Source organism: Halomonas denitrificans, assembly GCF_003056305.1.
Lineage (GTDB): Bacteria > Pseudomonadota > Gammaproteobacteria > Pseudomonadales > Halomonadaceae > Halomonas > Halomonas denitrificans.
The window spans coordinates 326,045-342,045 of the sequence record NZ_PYVX01000004.1 but is presented as its reverse complement, the minus strand read 5'-3'; the positions used below and the strand labels follow the sequence as shown (position 1 = coordinate 342,045).

Genomic DNA, 16,001 nt, shown 5'->3' with positions numbered 1-16,001 from the left:
GAAGACCACGTCGCCCAGCGCCTCCTGGGCATGGTCGGTGATGCCGATGGTCACGCTGCCATCGCCGTTGTCCAGGACCCATTCGTGGCTTTCGGCATAGCGCAGGTTGGCGGGGATAGAGCTCATCTGTGTTTCCTATAAGAAATTTGTTTTTGACCAGGGAATCCTAGGACAACCACGGCGGGCCGCCAACCTTTTTGGCAAGGAGTTTTGGGAACAAGGTTAGTCGATAATCGAATAACTGACGAGGGACGATGCGGCCGATGAAATTTTTATCTCGATAATTCATGGGGCTAGAGAAATGGCGATGGCCGTGCGGTGCGCCGGGTTCGCGGTCAGGGAGCGAGGAACGAGGCGTGTTTCCCGCATGCGATGCTTGTTTCCTTTAAGAAACTTCGTCTAGTCTTGGGGCACGCGAGGGCGGTCGCCCGTCGATGGCGGCCGTATCGAAACCTCTCTTTTAATCGTCAACCCGAGGCGGTCCATGAGCGAGATGAAGCACACCCCCCTGTATGCCCTGCATGTCGAGCTGGGGGCCAAGATGGTGCCCTTTGCCGGCTACGAGATGCCCGTCCAGTACTCGCTGGGCGTCAAGAAGGAGCATGAGCACACGCGCGGCGCCAGCGGCCTGTTCGATGTCTCCCACATGGGGCAGGTGCTGCTGCGCGGTCCCCATCCCGCCGAGGCGCTGGAGACCCTGGTGCCCGCCGACCTTCTCGGCCTGCCGGCCGGCATGCAGCGCTATGCGCTGTTCACCTCCGAGGAGGGCGGCATCCTCGACGACCTGATGGTGGTCAACAACGGGGATCACCTCTACCTGGTGGTCAATGCCGCCTGCAAGGCGGAGGACATCGCCCACCTGCGCCAGCACCTGCCCGAGGGCTATTCGGTGGAGGAGCTCGATCGCGGCCTGCTGGCTCTGCAGGGCCCGAAGACCGCCGAGGTGATGGCCCGCCTCTGCCCCGAGGCCTGCGAGATGGTCTTCATGCAGCACGGCCACTTCGAGATCGACGGCATCCCGGTGTGGATCAGCCGCAGCGGCTACACCGGCGAGGACGGCTTCGAGATCTCGGTGCCGGCCGACCAGAGCGAGGCCCTGGCCCGCCGCCTGCTGGCGGAACCGGAGGTCGAGGCCATCGGCCTGGGGGCCCGCGACTCCCTGCGCCTGGAGGCCGGGCTCTGCCTCTACGGCCACGATATCGACACCGGCACCACGCCGGTCGAGGGCGGGCTGATCTGGGCCATCGGCAAGCCGCGCCGGAACGGCGGGGAGCGCCCGGGCGGCTTCCCCGGCGCCGACCGGATCCTCCACCAGGTCGAGGCCAAGGACCACGCCCGCAAGCGGGTCGGTCTGCTCGGCGAGGGCCGCGCGCCGGTGCGTGAGGGCACCGAGCTCTTCGACGGCGAGGGTAACGCCCTGGGCCGGGTCACCTCCGGCGGCTTCGGCCCCACGGTGGGCAAGCCGGTGGCCATGGGCTACGTGCCCGTCGCCCTGGCCGAGCCCGGCACTACCGTCTATGCCGAGGTGCGGGGCAAGCGCCTGCCCATGGTGGTGACCAAGACCCCCTTCGTCACCCCGGGCTACTACCGCGGCAAGTGAGGCCGCGGGCCACGATCCGCCCGCCGGGAGGCCCCGAGGCCAGCTCGGCGGGCATGCAGAGGCACCACCCCTAACAATCAAGAGGATGTCGTCATGTCGTTCACCCATCTGCAGGATGCCGATCGCGATCTGCTGCGGGCGATTCGCGAAGAGGAGGGGCGCCAGGAGGCGCACATCGAGCTGATCGCCTCCGAGAACTACGCCAGCCGCGCGGTCATGGAGGCCCAGGGCAGCCAGCTGACCAACAAGTACGCCGAGGGCTATCCCGGCAAGCGCTACTACGGCGGCTGCGAGTTCGTGGACAAGGTGGAGGCGCTGGCCATCCAGCGGGCCTGCGACCTGTTCGGCGCGGACTACGCCAACGTCCAGCCCCACTCCGGGGCCCAGGCCAATGCCGCGGCCTTCATGGCGCTGGTCAAGCCGGGCGACACCATCCTGGGGATGAGTCTCGACCACGGCGGCCACCTGACCCACGGCGCGGCCCCCAACTTCTCCGGCAAGCACTATCATGCCCTCCAGTACGGCCTGAACGTCGAGACCGGCGAGATCGACTACGACGAGGTCGAGCGCCTCGCTCGTGAGCACCGGCCCAAGCTGATCATCGCCGGCTTCTCCGCCTATGCCCGGGTGGTCGACTGGCGGCGCTTCCGCGCCATCGCCGACGAGGTGGGGGCCTGGCTGCTGGTCGACATGGCCCATGTGGCGGGCCTGGTGGCGGCCGGGCACTATCCGAGCCCGCTGCCCCACGCCCACGTGGTGACCACCACGACGCACAAGACCCTGCGCGGCCCCCGCGGCGGCCTGATCCTCTCTTCGCACGCGGATGAAGCGCTCCACAAGAAGCTCAACAGTGCGGTCTTCCCGGGCCAGCAGGGCGGCCCGCTGATGCACGTGATCGCCGCCAAGGCGGTGGCCTTCAAGGAGGCGATGAGCCAGGAGTTCGTCCAGTACCAGCAGCGGGTGATCGACAACGCCCGGGCCATGGCCGGGGTGTTCATGGCGCGCGGCTACGACGTGGTCTCCGGCGGCACCGACGACCACCTCTTCCTGGTCTCGCTGATCAGGCAGGGCGTGACCGGCAAGGACGCCGATGCGGCGCTGGGCCGGGCGCATATCACCGTCAACAAGAACGCCGTGCCCAACGACCCGCAGAGCCCGTTCGTCACCTCCGGCCTGCGCCTCGGCACCCCGGCGGTGACCACCCGCGGCTTCGGCGTCGAGGAGTGCGAGAGCCTGGCGGGCTGGATCTGCGACGTGCTGGATGTCCTGGCCGCCGGCGATGACACGACCGCCATCGAGCAGACCGTGCGCGACAAGGCCGCAGCGCTCTGCCGGGCCCATCCCGTGTATGCCTAGGCGTGATCTCGGTGTGAGGTGACGACAAGAGGAGGGGCGGCATCCAGGGATGCCGCCCCTCCTTCGTTTCTCCAGGGCCAAGGTCTCCTGCGGTGACTAGCCCAGGTAGGCGAGGGCTCCGGCGGCCATGGCCTCGATGCCGGTGCGCAGCGTGACCTCGTTGCCCGGGAAGTAGTAGGGCGAGTGGGGCATCTCCAGGTGGCGCATCTTCTCCGCCACGCTCTCGCCCGGCGTCTCGGCCCAGCGCTCGGCGGGGGTGGCACCGATGAACCAGTAGACGTAGGGGATATCCTCGCCGCCGAAGCCGCCCTCCGTGGCGTTGCCGAAGAAGGGAAAGTCCTCGCTGCCGTTGAGACGCGGCATGGCATAGAGATGCGTTTCACCGAAGTGCACGGCGTGGGCCTGGCGCACCCGCTCGACGGCCGTGGGATCGTTGTGCAGGGCGAGGGTCTCGTTGAGCACGCGGAATTCCGGCGGCGTCGGCGAGCGCCCCGCCTCGCACTCGGCGCGGATGATGCGCTCGATCGCGTCCACGACCTGGCGGTGCAGGGCGTTGTCGAAGCTGCGGACATTGATCTCCAGCTCGGCGGAGTGGGGGATGATGTTGGCCTGGGTGCCGGCGGCAAGCTTGCCGACGGTGACCACCACGGTCTCCTCCGGGGGCACCTCGCGGGAGACGATGGTCTGCAGGCGGGTGACCACATGGGCGGCGATCACCACCGGGTCCACCGTCTGGGCGGGCATGGAGCCGTGACCGCCGGTGCCGTGGATCGTCACCGCCAGGTTGGTGCAGGCGGCCATGGTGCTGCCGGCACGGTGGCCGATGGTGCCGGCCAGGGCCGGCATGTTGTGCTGGCCGAGGATGACATCCGGCCGGGCGAAGCGCGTGTAGAGGCCGTCATCGAGCATCGCCCTGGCCCCGCCGAAGATCTCCTCGGCGGGCTGGCAGATCAGCATCAGGGTGCCGGACCAGTGTGCCTTGAGCCCGGCCATCACCGCGGCGGCGCCCACCACGCAGCTGCTGTGCAGGTCGTGGCCGCAGGCGTGCATCAGCGGCACCGTGCCGCTCTCGGTCTCGGCCGTGCGCGTGCTGGCGAACGCCAGGCCGGTGGCCTCCTGGATCGGCAGGGCGTCCATGTCGCCGCGCAGCATCACCGTGGGACCCTCGCCGTTGTGGAACAGGGCCACCACGCCGGTGCCACCCACGCCGCGGGTCACCTCATAGCCCAGTGTCTCCAGCGCCTCGGCGAGTCGCTCGCTGGTCTCGTGCTCCTCGAAGGGCAGCTCGGGGTGCTGGTGGATCTGGCGGTACAGCGCCTGAACCCTCTCGAGGGTCGCCTCCACCTGGGCGTCGATGGCGCCCTTGAGCGCCGGCATATCGGTTTGTGTCGTCATCGGGGTCTCCCTGGCAGGTCAGTGGCTGGAGGGGGTGGCCACGGGGTGGCCGTTGCGCGAGGCGTGATCGAGACGCTGCCAGGCGGCGACCACCGCCACGTTGAGCAGCATCGCCCAGACGCCGGCGTGCCAGCCCAGCGGCGAGCTCCAGACGAACTCCATCAGCAGGAAGGCCAGGCTGCCGGCGAGCGCCCCCGCCATCACGCTGGCCCGACGCAGTTGCGGCATGAACAGCGCCCCGATCACCATCGGGAACAGCTGGATGATCACCCCGTAGGCGGTGAGCAGGATCATCACCAGGGAGCCGGGATTGAGCAGCGCGATCAGATACGCCGCCAGCGACAGCCCCAGTACGCTCCAGCGCGTCACGCCGACCGTGGTCTGCTCGCTGGCGTGCTTCATCACGGTGGGTCCCAGCACGTCGCGCACCAGCACGATGGCCGCGGTATGGGCCAGGTTGGCGCCGGTGGACATGGCCGCCGCCAGGGCGCCGGAGAGCATCAGGCCGATCACCCAGGGCGAGAAGTCGGCCACCTCCATCACCATCTTGAGCAGCACGGTGTCGGCACGCTCCAGCGGCGCGTCGGCAAAGGCCAGGATGCCGGCGAAGCCGATGAAGAGCAGGGGAACCAGCAGGTAGGCATAGAGCGGGTAGAAGACGCTGACCTTGCGCAGGGTCTTGCCGCTGTCGGCCGAGTAGAACTTCATGAACAGGTGCGGCCACATGGCGCCACCGAAGGCGCTGACCAGCACCGCGGTGCTGAAGTAGCCCCAGCCCATGCCGGTGGCCCCGGGCATGGTCAGGTATTCCGGCGCCTGCTGCTGGAGTTGGGTGAACATCTCGCCCACGCCGCCATAGAGGCGCTCGGAGATGGCGAGCCCCAGGAACCAGGCGATGGCGATCATCATCACGCCCTGCACCAGGTTGGTCCAGCCGATGCCGCTCAGGCCACTGCAGAACACGTAGGCCGCCACCACCACGAAGGCCAGCAGGCCGCCCAGCCAGAAGGGCACCATGCCGTCGGTCGCGGCCTGGAACAGCAGGCCGGCGCCGGCGATCTGGATGGTCAGGTAGGGCACCAGGGCCACCACGCCGATGAGGCCGGCCAGCATGCCGAGCGGCCGGCTGCGGTAGTGATCGGCGATCATGTCGCCCTGGGTCAGGTAGCCCCGCTCGCGGCCGAGCTTCGCCACCCGCGGACCCAGCGCCCAGATGGTGATCGGCACCAGCGAGAGATACGCCAGGATATAGAAGGCCGGCGCGCCATGCTGATAGGCCCAGCCGGGGGTGCCGAGGAAGGCGAAGGCCGAGAAGATCTCGGCGCCGAGGATGAAGAACAGGATCACCACGCCCACGTGGCGGCCACCGGCCACGTAACCCTCCAGGCTCGAGCTCGACTGGCCGCGGGCGCGCAGTCCCACCGCCAGCACCATCGCCAGGTAGACGAGCGTGATGCCGATGATGATGACGGAATCACTCATGGCGGCCCCCTCCGTGACGGACGACGAAGGCGACCCACATGCCGGCGAAGAGCACCAGCATCCACAGCACGTACCAGAAGAACAGGAAGGGCAGGCCCAGCACGGTGGGCGCGATGCGGTTGGCGATCAGGGCGCCGGGCCAGATCATGGCCAGGGTGCACAGCGCGAAGTGCAGCCCCGTCAGCAGGTGATAGCTCTTGTTCATGGGAGGGTCCAGCTCGCCGAGGCGAGTCTTGTTATGGGTTGTACCGACACTATGGGAGGCATTCAGCGATAGAAAAAATATAGGTTTGGTATCGGTGAGATGCTTTTATGGTATGGGTAGAGGCCGATGTTCCCCTGTCCCCTTGCGAGGAGAACCATGGAGTTCCGCCAGCTCAGCTACTTCATCGCCGTCGTCGAGACCGGCTCCATCTCCGCGGCCAGCCGTCAGGTGCATGTTGCCCAGCCGGCGCTGACGCGCCAGATTCGGCTGCTGGAGGAGGATCTCGAGACGCGGCTGTTCGACCGTCATGCCCGGGGCGTGCGTCTCACTGTGGCGGGTCAGGCACTGTACGAGGAGGCTCAGGCGTTGCTCGACCGACGCGCCCGGCTCCGGGCACGCCTCGTCTCGCTGGGGCAGGGAGTGACCGGCAGGGTCTGCCTGGGGGTGACGGTGACCCACCTCTGGGTGCCGGAGGTGGCGCGGCTGCTGGGGAGCTATCGTGATCGCTACCCCCGGGTGGCCTTCGAGGTCTTCCCGCTGCTCTCCGGGCCCCAGCTGGAGCGACTGCGGGAGGGCAGCCTGGATGCCGGCATCCTCTACCTGGACGGCGCCGAGCAGCCCGGCCTCGAGACCCGCCTGCTGCAGCACGACCACCTGGTGCTCGCCGTGCCGGAAGCCTCGTCCTGGTCGGCGGCGCCACCGGCAACGCTCGACGACCTGCAGGAAGCCGACTTCGTCTGGGGGTTCCGCAGTGCCTCGCCGCTCTACTACGACCGCATGCTGGCCCACTTCCAGCGCCTGGGGTTCTCGCCCCGGGTGGTCCAGTACGGGGCCGACAACATCACCATCCTGAGCATGGTGGCGGCGGGGCTGGGGGTGGCCATCGTGCCCTCGGCCTCCAGCGCGCATCCCATGCCCGGCATCCGCTTCGTCCACCTGCCGGAACTCGCGACCTGCGACATGCCGCTGTGGCTGGCCTGGCGGTCGGGCAACGACTCGCCGGCCCTCCACAACCTGCTGGAACAGGTCGAGGGGGTCTTCGGGGGAGGGGATGACCCGACGGCCGCCGACGTCACGGGGCCCTGACGGCCGGCCGCTCGACGCGACCGATGAGCCTCGGCGGCGCCCTCAGGGATAGCGCCCGCTGCGGCGATTCTCCACCAGCACCTCGAGGATGGCAGTGGCCTCCTGCATCACCGGGGAGGGGGCTTCCCCCCGGCGTCGGCTGCAGATGACGGGGGTGGTGATGCTGCGGTCGGCGAGATAGACATAGCTGATGCCGTCGCGCTGCACGCGCATGACCTGCTCCGGGACCAGGCTGATGCCGATATCCGAGGCCACCAGCCCCAGCGCCGTCTGCAGCTCGTTGGCCTCCTGCACCACGTCGACCTTCAGCCCCTGGCGGCGGAACAGTCCGAGCATCGTGTCGGCCATGCTGGGGCGTGGCTTGGCCGGAAACAGGACCAGCGGATAGCGGGCGAGCTGCTCGAGGGTCGGGGTCGTGCCTTCCAGCGGGTGGCCCGCCGGCAGGGCGGCCAGCACCGGCTCGTCGAACAGCACCTCCTGCTCCACGTCGGGGTCGTCGATCTTCAGTCGGCCGAAGCCCAGGTCGATGCGCCCCGCCTTCAGGGCCTGGATCTGCTGCACCGTGGTCAGCTCTGCCAGGCTCAGCTCGACATTATCCTTTTGTCGTAAGTCGCGCACCAGCAGCGGCAACTGGCCGTAGAACACCGACGGCACGAAGCCGATGCCGAACATGACGCGCTTGCTGCGGGCCATGCGCCGGGTGGCCTCCAGGGTGGCGTCGACCTTCTCCAGGATCTGGATGGCGTGCTGTCGGAAGAACTGGCCGGTGGTGGTCAGGCGCAGACCACGGGATCCCCTCTCGAACAGCTCGGCCCCGACTTCCTTCTCCAACTGCTTGATCTGCCTTGATAAAGGGGGCTGTGACATGTGCAGCCGCTCGGCGGCACAGGTCAGGTTCAGCTCCTCGGCGACCACGCAGAAGTACCTGAGATGGCGCAGTTCCATGATACCTCCTGGGTATGGCAGGGCACCCAAACAATATTGGTTCGGTCTTCTCGCTGCAATCAGACTGCCATCCCATCACCCGATTCCCGGACCTCGGAGCCCCCATGTCATCCGTGATCGAACGTATCGAGACGCTGCTGGTCGACCTGCCGACCATCCGCCCGCACAAGCTCTCCATGACCACCATGGCCTGCCAGACCATGGTCATCGTGCGCATGCTCCACAGCGATGGCATCGAGGGGCTCGGCGAGGCGACCACCATCGGCGGCCTGGCCTATGGCCCCGAGAGTCCCGAGAGCATCAAGACCAACATCGATACCTACCTGGCGCCGCTGCTGATCGGCCAGCCGTCGGGCAACGTCCATGGGCTGCGTGCCCGGCTCAACCGCCAGGCCCGCGGCAACACCATCGCCAAGTCGGCGCTGGAGACCGCGCTCCTCGACGCCCAGGGCAAGCGGCTCGGCCTCTCGGTGGCCGAGCTGCTGGGCGGCGCCCGCCAGACCCACCTGCCGGTGCTCTGGACCCTGGCCAGCGGCGATACCCGGAAGGACATCGACGAGGCCCTGCTGCGACTCGAGCAGCGTCGCCACGGCGACTTCAAGCTGAAGATCGGCGCCAATCCGGTGGATCAGGACGTGCGTCACGTGGCCGCCATCAAGGAGGCCCTGGGCGACCGGGCCAGCGTGCGTGTCGACGTCAACCAGGCCTGGGACGAACCCACCGCGGTCCGCGGCATCCAGGCGCTGCAGGACGCCGGCATCGAGCTGATCGAGCAGGCCATTCCCGCCCGCGAACATGCCGGCCTGACCCGCCTGGCCAACCGCTTCAATGTCCCGATGCTGGCCGACGAGGCGGTGCAGGATGCCCACGACGGCCTGGCGCTGGCCGCCGGCGGCTTCAGCGGCGCCTTCGCCCTGAAGATCGCCAAGTCCGGCGGGCTGCACGGGGTGCTGGAGCTGGCCCATGTGGCCAAGGCCGCGGGCATCGGCCTCTACGGCGGCACCCTGCTCGAGGGCACCATCGGAACGGCCGCCGCCCTGCACGCCTGGGCGACGCTGCCCGAGATGGCCTGGGGCACCGAGATGTTCGGCCCGCTGCTGCTCACCGACGACATCGTCGCCGAGCCGCTCACCTACCGCGACTTCGGCGTCGAGCTGCCGGGGGGGCCGGGCCTCGGCATCACCCTGGATGAAGACAAGCTCGCGCACTACGCGCGCAAGCATTGAGGAAGGAGAACGTCATGCTGTTTCAGGTGGAAATGACCGTCAAGCTGCCGCCGTCCATGCCGGCCGAGCAGGCCGCCGAGATCAAGGCGACCGAGAAGGCCTACGCCCAGGAGCTGCAGCGCGCCGGCAAGTGGCGCCACCTGTGGCGCGTGGCCGGCAGCTATTCGAACGTCAGCATCTTCGACGTCGAGGATAACGCCGAGCTGCAGGAATTGGTAAGCAACCTGCCCCTGTTCCCCTACATGGAGATCAGCGTCAAGCCGCTGTGTCGCCATCCGTCCTCCATCCGCGAGGACGACACCTGAGTCACGGATGAGCACGCCAACTCCCGCCTGCGGGAGTGCTCCAGATAACAATCGAGGATAACCGACCATGACCGTGAAGATTTTCGACACCCCCGAAGTCCAGGACTTCCTCAACACCATCGCCGGTTTCGACCAGGAGGGCGGCAGCGAGCGGGCCAAGCAGATCATGCACCGCCTGCTCTCCGACCAGTTCAAGCTGATCGATGACTTCGACGTCAGCGAGGAGGAGTACTGGTCCGCCGTCAACCTGCTCAACGCCCTGGGCAGCCAGACCCAGTTCGGCCTGCTCTCGCCGGGCCTGGGCTTCGACCACTTCCTGGACATGCGCCAGGACGCCAAGGATGCCGAGGCAGAGCGCACCGGCGGCACCCCGCGCACCATCGAGGGTCCGCTCTACGTGGCCGGCGCCCCGGAGGCCGAGGGCTTCGCGCGCATGGACGATGGCCGGGACCAGGACGGCGAGACGATGTGGCTGACTGGCCAGGTGCGCGACATCGACGGCAATCCCGTCGCCGGCGCCAAGGTCGAGGTGTGGCACGCCAACTCCAAGGGCGGCTACTCCTTCTTCGACAAGACCCAGAGCGAGTACAACCTGCGCCGCACCATCTACACCGACGGCGAGGGCCGCTACACCGCGCGCAGCATCATCCCGTCCGGCTACGGGGTGCCGGAGGGGGCCCCCACCGACGTGGTGCTCAAGTCCCTGGGCCGCCATGGCGAGCGTCCGGCGCACATCCACTACTTCGTCTCCGCCCCGGGGCACCAGCACCTGACCACCCAGATCAACCTGGCCGGCGATCCCTACACCTATGACGACTTCGCCTTCGCGACGCGCGAGGAGCTGGTGGTGCCGGCCCACCGCATCGAGGCGGCGGACGAGATCGCCCGGCGCGAGCTGGACGGTCCCTTCTCCGAGGTGGTGTTCGATGTCGTGCTGACGAAGACCGACGTGGCCGAGCTGCAGACCCGTCATGCGCGCCCGCGGGCCAAGGAAGACGAGCAGGACCAGGCTAGCCAGCTGGCCGGCACTGCCAAGGTCTAAGTCGATCATCGCGCCTTACCCCCTGAGAAAGGAGGCGTCGCCTCACGGCGGCGACTCCCCCGATAACAATCGAGGAGATGGATCATGACCATCCAGCTTGACCAACTCGAACAGCGCGTTCGCGGCGCCGTCGTCGACGACGCCGAGAAGGGCATCTTCCGCTGCCACCGCAGCATGTTCACCGACCCGGCCTTCTTCGATCTCGAGATGAAGCACATCTTCGAGGGCAACTGGCTGTTCCTGGCCCACGAGAGCCAGATCAGCGAGCCGGGCGACTACTTCACGGTGACCATGGGCCGTCAGCCGGTGGTCATCACCCGCGACAAGCAAGGCGAGCTGCACGGCCTGATCAACGCCTGTGCCCACCGCGGCGCGACCCTGTGTCGCCGCAAGCAGGGCAACAAGGGCACCTTCACCTGCCCCTTCCACGGCTGGACCTTCAAGAACGACGGCAAGCTGCTCAAGGCCAAGAACGAGAAGAACGGCGCCTACCCGGAGGGCTTCAAGCAGGAGGGCTCCCACGACCTCAAGCGCCTGCCGCGCTTCGAGAACTACAAGGGCTTCCTGTTCGGCAGCCTGAGCGATGACGTCCAGCCGCTCGAGGAGTACCTGGGCGAGACCACCAAGATCATCGACAACATCGTCGACCAGGCGCCGGAAGGCCTGGAGATCCTGCGCGGCACCTCGTCGTACACCTACAACGGCAACTGGAAGCTGCAGGCCGAGAACGGCGCCGACGGCTACCACGTGAGCTCGGTGCACTGGAACTACGCCTCGACCATGGAGCGTCGCAACTACGACGCCGGCGGCACCAAGGCGGTGGACGCCGACGGCTGGTCGAAGAGCCAGGGCGGCTTCTACTCCTACGAGAACGGCCACATGATGCTGTGGACCCGGCTGCTCAACCCCGAGGTGCGCCCGGTCTACCAGCAGAAGGACGAGCTCGAGGAGGCGCTGGGCGCGGCGCGGGCCGACTCCATCGTCAACCAGACGCGTAACCTCTGCCTCTATCCCAACGTCTACCTGATGGACCAGTTCTCCACGCAGATCCGCGTGCTGCGTCCGCTCTCCGTCGACAAGACCGAGGTCACCATCTACTGCTTCGCGCCCAAGGGCGAGTCGGCAGAGAACCGTCGCGTGCGCATCCGCCAGTACGAGGACTTCTTCAACGTCTCGGGCATGGGCACGCCGGACGACCTCGAGGAGTTCCGCGCCTGTCAGGACGGCTACCACGGCCAGCTGGCCGAGTGGAACGACCTCTCCCGCGGCGCCAAGCAGTGGATCGAGGGGGCCGACGAGAACGCCCAGGCGATCGACATGAAGCCGCTGCTCAGCGGTGCCTCCCCGGAAGACGAAGGGCTCTACGTGCTGCATCACCAGCACTGGGTCGAGGAGATGCTGCGCGCCATCGACAAGGAACGCAGCCAGTTCATCGCCACCGCGTCAGCCTGAGGAGAGAGACCATGAGCATCAGCTACCACGACATCCAGGCCTTCCTCTACCGCGAGGCGCGCCTGCTCGACGACCGCCAGTGGGACGAGTGGCTTCAGTGCTACCGCCAGGACGCCGAGTTCTGGATGCCGGCCTGGGACGACGACGACCAGTTGACCGGTGACCCGCACAGCGAGATCTCGCTGATCTACTACCCGAACCGCGAGGGCCTCGAGGATCGGGTCTACCGGATCAAGACCGAGCGCAGCGGGGCGAGCACCCCGGAGCCGCGCACCACCCACCAGATCAGCAACCTCGAGGTGCTGAGGGAGGAGGGCGGCTCGGTGGAGGTGCGCTTCAACTGGCACACCCTGAGCCACCGCTACAAGAAGACCGACAGCTATTTCGGCAGCGCCTTCTACACCCTGGACGTGTCGGGGGAGGCGCCGCTGATCACCAGAAAAGTCGTTCAACTCAACAACGACTACATCCACCAGGTCATCGATATCTATCACATCTGACCCGGTGCGGGAGGAGATTCGACCATGAGCTACACCATTGCCCTCAACTTCGAGGATGGCGTCACCCGCTTCATCGGCTGCAAGGAGGGAGAAACGGTCCTCGACGCCGCCTATCGCCAGAAGGTCAACCTGCCGATGGACTGCTCCGATGGCGTCTGCGGCACCTGCAAGGGCCACTGCGAGCAGGGCGAGTTCGACATGGGGGACGAGTATCTGGAGGAGGCGCTCACCGAGGAGGAGGCCGCCGAGGGTCAGGTGCTGACCTGCCAGATGGTGCCGTCCTCGGACTGCGTCGTCCAGGTGCCGGTGGCCTCCAGCCTGTGCAAGACCCAGGTCGGCAAGATCGAGGGCACCCTGGCCGTGGTCGAGTCACTCTCCGAGGATAGCATCGAGCTTGCGGTCGACCTGGACGACGAGGCCTCGCTGGCCTTCCTGCCCGGCCAGTACCTCCATATCGACGTGCCGGGCAGCGATCAGCATCGCTCCTACTCCTTCAGCTCGAAGCCGGGGGAGCGGCGGGCGACCTTCCTGATCCGCAACATCCCGGGCGGGGTGATGAGCGGCTACCTGACCGAGCGGGCCCGGGTCGGCGATCGGCTGGCCCTGACCGGGCCGATGGGCAGCTTCTACCTGCGCGAGATCACGCGTCCGGTGCTGATGCTGGCCGGCGGCACGGGCCTCGCGCCCTTCCTCTCCATGCTCGAGCTGCTGGTGCAGAAGCGGGCGGAAGGGGCGGCCAGCGATCAGCCGATCCACCTGATCTACGGCGTCAACAAGGACGACCACCTGGTCAAGGTCGATGCCCTGGAGCACTTCGCCAAGGAGCTGCCGACCTTCAGCTACGCCACCGTGGTGGTGGACGAGGCCAGCGAGCACCCGCGCAAGGGCTACGTGACCCATCACATGGACGCCGAGGTGCTCCACGACGGCGACATCGACGTCTACCTGTGCGGGCCGCCGCCGATGGTCGATGCCGTGCTCAGACACTTCGATAGCGAGGGCATCACGCCGCAGAGCTTCCACTATGAGAAGTTCACGCCGAACCAGGCCCCCAAGGAGGCGTCATGAGCACGGCACGCTTCCCCGGCTCACGCTTTCAGGATCGGGTCATGGTGATCACCGGCGCGGCCCAGGGCATCGGGCAGCGGGTCGCCGAACGCGCCGCCGCCGAGGGCGCCCGCCTGGCGCTGGTGGATCGGGCCGATCTCGTCCATGAGGTGGTGGCGGGGCTGGTCGAGCAGGGCGTCGACGCCATCGCCGTGCAGGCCGACCTGGAGACCTGGGAGGGCGCCGAGAGCGTCATGGCCCGCAGCGTCGAGCACTTCGGGCGCATCGATATCCTGATCAACAACGTGGGCGGGGCGATCAACTTCAAGCCGTTCACCGAGTTCACCCCCGAGGAGATCTCCGCCGAGATCACCCGCTCGCTGATGCCCACCCTGTGGTGCTGTCGGGCGGCGCTGCCGACCCTGAAGGCGCAAGCCAGCGGGGTGATCGTCAACGTCTCCTCGGCGGCGACCCGCGGGATCCACCGGATTCCCTACTCGGCGGCCAAGGGCGGCATCAATGCCCTGACCGCCTCGCTGGCCTTCGAGGTGGCCGAGCACGGCATCCGCGTGGTGGCCACCGCGCCCGGCGGCACCGAGGCGCCCCCGCGGCGGATCTCGCGCGGCACGCCGGCGCCGCGCAACCAGACGGAGCAGGCCTGGTTCCAGGCCCATATCGACCAGACCAAGCGGAGCGGCTACTTCGGTCGCTACGGCACCCTGGACGAGATGGCCGCGCCGATCCTGTTCATGGCGTCCGAGGAGGCCGGCTATATCACCGGCAGCGTCCTCCCCGTGGCCGGCGGCGATCAGGGCTAGCCCGCGCTCACCCGGCGGCCCGATCAGGGCCGCCTGTCGTTGCTCACCTTCCTCCCGGTACCAATCACAACAACTTCCCTGGAGCACTCCATGAAACATCTCGAGAAGGGCGTCGGGCTCTTGTCGGCGCCCCGCGCGTTTGCCCGCGACCTCAATGCCGATAATCTCAGCGCCGGCCTGGTGGCGGGGATCTTCGGCCTCAGCGCCGGCATCATCCATATCAGTGCCGGCACGGCCGCGGGCCTTCCCAAGGAGTTCACCCTGCTGTGGGTGATCAGCTACCTGATGATCAACGGCCTGTTCGGCCTGTTCGTGCCGGCCTACTATCGGCTGCCCCTGCCGATGGCCAACTCCATCCCCGGCGCCCTGCTGTTCGCCGCGATCATTCCCATCGTGGGGCTCAACGAGGCACTCGGCGCGACGCTGATGGCCGGGGCGATCGCCCTGGTCGTCGGCCTGTCCGGCTGGATGAGCCTGGTCATGCGGCTGATCCCGATGCCGATCGTCATGGGCATGGTCGCGGGGATCCTGCTCAAGTTCGGCATCAACATGGTGGCGCCGCTGGAGAGCGCCATGCTGCCCGCCGCGGTGATGATCCTGTCGTTCTTCTTCGCGGCCCGCTTCCTGCGACCGGTGCCGCCGCTGGTCGTCACCCTGGTGGTGGGCATTGCCTACATGGCGATCTCCGGCGCCGATTTCTCGAGCGTGGCGTTCTCGGTCAGGTTCCCGGAGTTCATCCTGCCGGCGTTCACCCTGGAGGCCTTCCTCGCCTACGGGCTGCCCCTGGCGCTGATCCTGGTGGGCATGGAGACGCCGGCCGGCGTGGGCCTGGTCAAGGGCATGGGCTTCAAGAGTGCCCCGGCCAATGCCATCACCGCCGTCGGCGGGATCGGCACCATGGTGTCGGCCTTCTTCAATCTGCACAGCACCTGCATCGCGGCGCCGATGACCGGTATCTGTTCCGGACCGGAAGCCGGCAGCCACGACAAGCGCTGGGTGGCCGCGGTCATCGTCGGCATCATCTTCATCGTCGCGGCCCCGTTCTACGGCTTCGTGTTCAGCCTCATCGAGGCGATGCCGAGCTACTTCATCTCCATCGTCGCCGGCCTCGCGCTGCTGCGGGTGATCGGCTCGGCGATGCACATCACCTTCTCCGGCAAGCATGAGGTCGGGGCGATGTTCTCCTTCCTGATCGCCGTGTCGGGCCTGCAGGTCCTGGGGATCGGTTCCTCCTTCTGGGCGCTGGTGCTGGGGGCCACGCTCTCGATGCTCGTCGAGTTCAGGGACTTCGATTTCGCGCGTACGAAGGCCACCGTCTAGCGGCGAGCGCTCCTTGGCTGTTTGACGATCCTCCCTTGGTCCGCGACTGCCTGGCAGCGCGGGCTTTTTTTGCTTTCGTCGGCGCCGTCGGCGGTGGGTGTCCCGTTTCACCAATGAGGCGAGCGCCATGCGGCGACAGCGGCGCCACGCCTGCTCCCGTCATCGCCGGCGCGTTTCACCCCCGAGCGCCTGTGTGAGGTGTGTGGCGGCGCCCGCCCCGGT

16 protein-coding genes are annotated in these 16,001 nt (G+C 67.5%); 11 read left to right on the top strand and 5 right to left on the bottom strand.

What is annotated here, in order from left to right:
• The coding region (locus C9F13_RS13305) for a glycine cleavage system protein H (RefSeq protein WP_394797531.1) at positions 1 to 126 on the bottom strand (126 nt) is incomplete at its 3' end.
• Between the two features lie 358 nt (positions 127 to 484).
• On the opposite strand from C9F13_RS13305, the gene gcvT reads away from it, so the two are divergent.
• Positions 485 to 1,600, top strand: a complete 1,116-nt coding sequence (gene gcvT / locus C9F13_RS13300) for a glycine cleavage system aminomethyltransferase GcvT (RefSeq protein WP_108446743.1) — start codon at positions 485 to 487, stop codon at positions 1,598 to 1,600.
• A gap of 93 nt (positions 1,601 to 1,693) precedes the next feature.
• Positions 1,694 to 2,956, top strand: a complete 1,263-nt coding sequence (gene glyA, locus C9F13_RS13295) for a serine hydroxymethyltransferase (protein WP_108446742.1) — start codon at positions 1,694 to 1,696, stop codon at positions 2,954 to 2,956.
• 96 nt (positions 2,957 to 3,052) lie between these two features.
• Here the strand turns inward: glyA and C9F13_RS13290 are convergent, their stop codons facing one another.
• Genes C9F13_RS13290 through C9F13_RS13280 form a run of 3 tightly spaced genes read right to left on the bottom strand, consistent with a single transcriptional unit; the run spans position 3,053 to position 6,038 of the window.
• Entirely contained in the window at positions 3,053 to 4,351 is a 1,299-nt protein-coding gene (locus C9F13_RS13290; protein WP_108446741.1) for an amidohydrolase, read from the bottom strand.
• A gap of 18 nt (positions 4,352 to 4,369) precedes the next feature.
• Entirely contained in the window at positions 4,370 to 5,833 is a 1,464-nt protein-coding gene (locus C9F13_RS13285) for a sodium:solute symporter family protein (protein WP_108446740.1), read from the bottom strand.
• Positions 5,826 to 6,038, bottom strand: a complete 213-nt coding sequence (locus C9F13_RS13280) for a hypothetical protein (protein WP_108446739.1) — start codon at positions 6,036 to 6,038, stop codon at positions 5,826 to 5,828. The genes C9F13_RS13285 and C9F13_RS13280 overlap by 8 nt, the downstream gene beginning before the upstream one ends.
• A 156-nt stretch (positions 6,039 to 6,194) precedes the next feature.
• Between C9F13_RS13280 and C9F13_RS13275 the strand changes: the two genes are divergently transcribed.
• On the top strand, positions 6,195 to 7,124 hold the full coding sequence (locus tag C9F13_RS13275; protein WP_108446738.1) for a LysR family transcriptional regulator: 930 nt from the start codon (positions 6,195 to 6,197) through the stop codon (positions 7,122 to 7,124).
• Positions 7,125 to 7,166: 42 nt separating this feature from the next.
• On the opposite strand, the gene C9F13_RS13270 is transcribed toward C9F13_RS13275, so the two are convergent.
• Positions 7,167 to 8,069 carry a LysR family transcriptional regulator gene (locus C9F13_RS13270; protein WP_108446737.1) on the bottom strand — a complete coding sequence of 301 codons (903 nt, stop codon included), beginning with the start codon at positions 8,067 to 8,069 and terminating at the stop codon, positions 7,167 to 7,169.
• Between the two features lie 104 nt (positions 8,070 to 8,173).
• Here C9F13_RS13270 and C9F13_RS13265 point away from each other — a divergent pair, with 104 nt between their 5' ends.
• From C9F13_RS13265 to C9F13_RS13230, 8 genes are all read left to right on the top strand, one after another.
• A complete protein-coding gene (locus C9F13_RS13265) occupies positions 8,174 to 9,295 on the top strand; it encodes a muconate cycloisomerase family protein (RefSeq protein ID WP_108446736.1) in 1,122 nt (373 codons plus the stop codon).
• A gap of 14 nt (positions 9,296 to 9,309) precedes the next feature.
• A complete protein-coding gene (gene catC, locus C9F13_RS13260) occupies positions 9,310 to 9,600 on the top strand; it encodes a muconolactone Delta-isomerase (protein ID WP_108446735.1) in 291 nt (96 codons plus the stop codon).
• A gap of 67 nt (positions 9,601 to 9,667) precedes the next feature.
• Positions 9,668 to 10,642, top strand: a complete 975-nt coding sequence (catA, locus tag C9F13_RS13255) for a catechol 1,2-dioxygenase (RefSeq protein WP_108446734.1) — start codon at positions 9,668 to 9,670, stop codon at positions 10,640 to 10,642.
• An 84-nt stretch (positions 10,643 to 10,726) separates the two neighbouring features.
• Positions 10,727 to 12,094, top strand: a complete 1,368-nt coding sequence (locus C9F13_RS13250) for a Rieske 2Fe-2S domain-containing protein (RefSeq protein WP_108446733.1) — start codon at positions 10,727 to 10,729, stop codon at positions 12,092 to 12,094.
• A gap of 11 nt (positions 12,095 to 12,105) precedes the next feature.
• A complete protein-coding gene (benB, locus tag C9F13_RS13245; protein WP_108446732.1) occupies positions 12,106 to 12,594 on the top strand; it encodes a benzoate 1,2-dioxygenase small subunit in 489 nt (162 codons plus the stop codon).
• Between the two features lie 24 nt (positions 12,595 to 12,618).
• On the top strand, positions 12,619 to 13,662 hold the full coding sequence (gene benC, locus C9F13_RS13240; protein ID WP_108446731.1) for a benzoate 1,2-dioxygenase electron transfer component BenC: 1,044 nt from the start codon (positions 12,619 to 12,621) through the stop codon (positions 13,660 to 13,662).
• Positions 13,659 to 14,459, top strand: a complete 801-nt coding sequence (gene benD, locus C9F13_RS13235; RefSeq protein ID WP_108446730.1) for a benzoate diol dehydrogenase BenD — start codon at positions 13,659 to 13,661, stop codon at positions 14,457 to 14,459. Before benC ends, benD begins: the two co-directional genes overlap by 4 nt.
• Before the next feature lie 90 nt (positions 14,460 to 14,549).
• Positions 14,550 to 15,779 (top strand): benzoate/H(+) symporter BenE family transporter, encoded by a 1,230-nt coding sequence (locus C9F13_RS13230; protein ID WP_108446729.1) that lies wholly within the window; start codon positions 14,550 to 14,552, stop codon positions 15,777 to 15,779.
• The last annotated feature ends 222 nt before the right edge of the window (positions 15,780 to 16,001 follow it).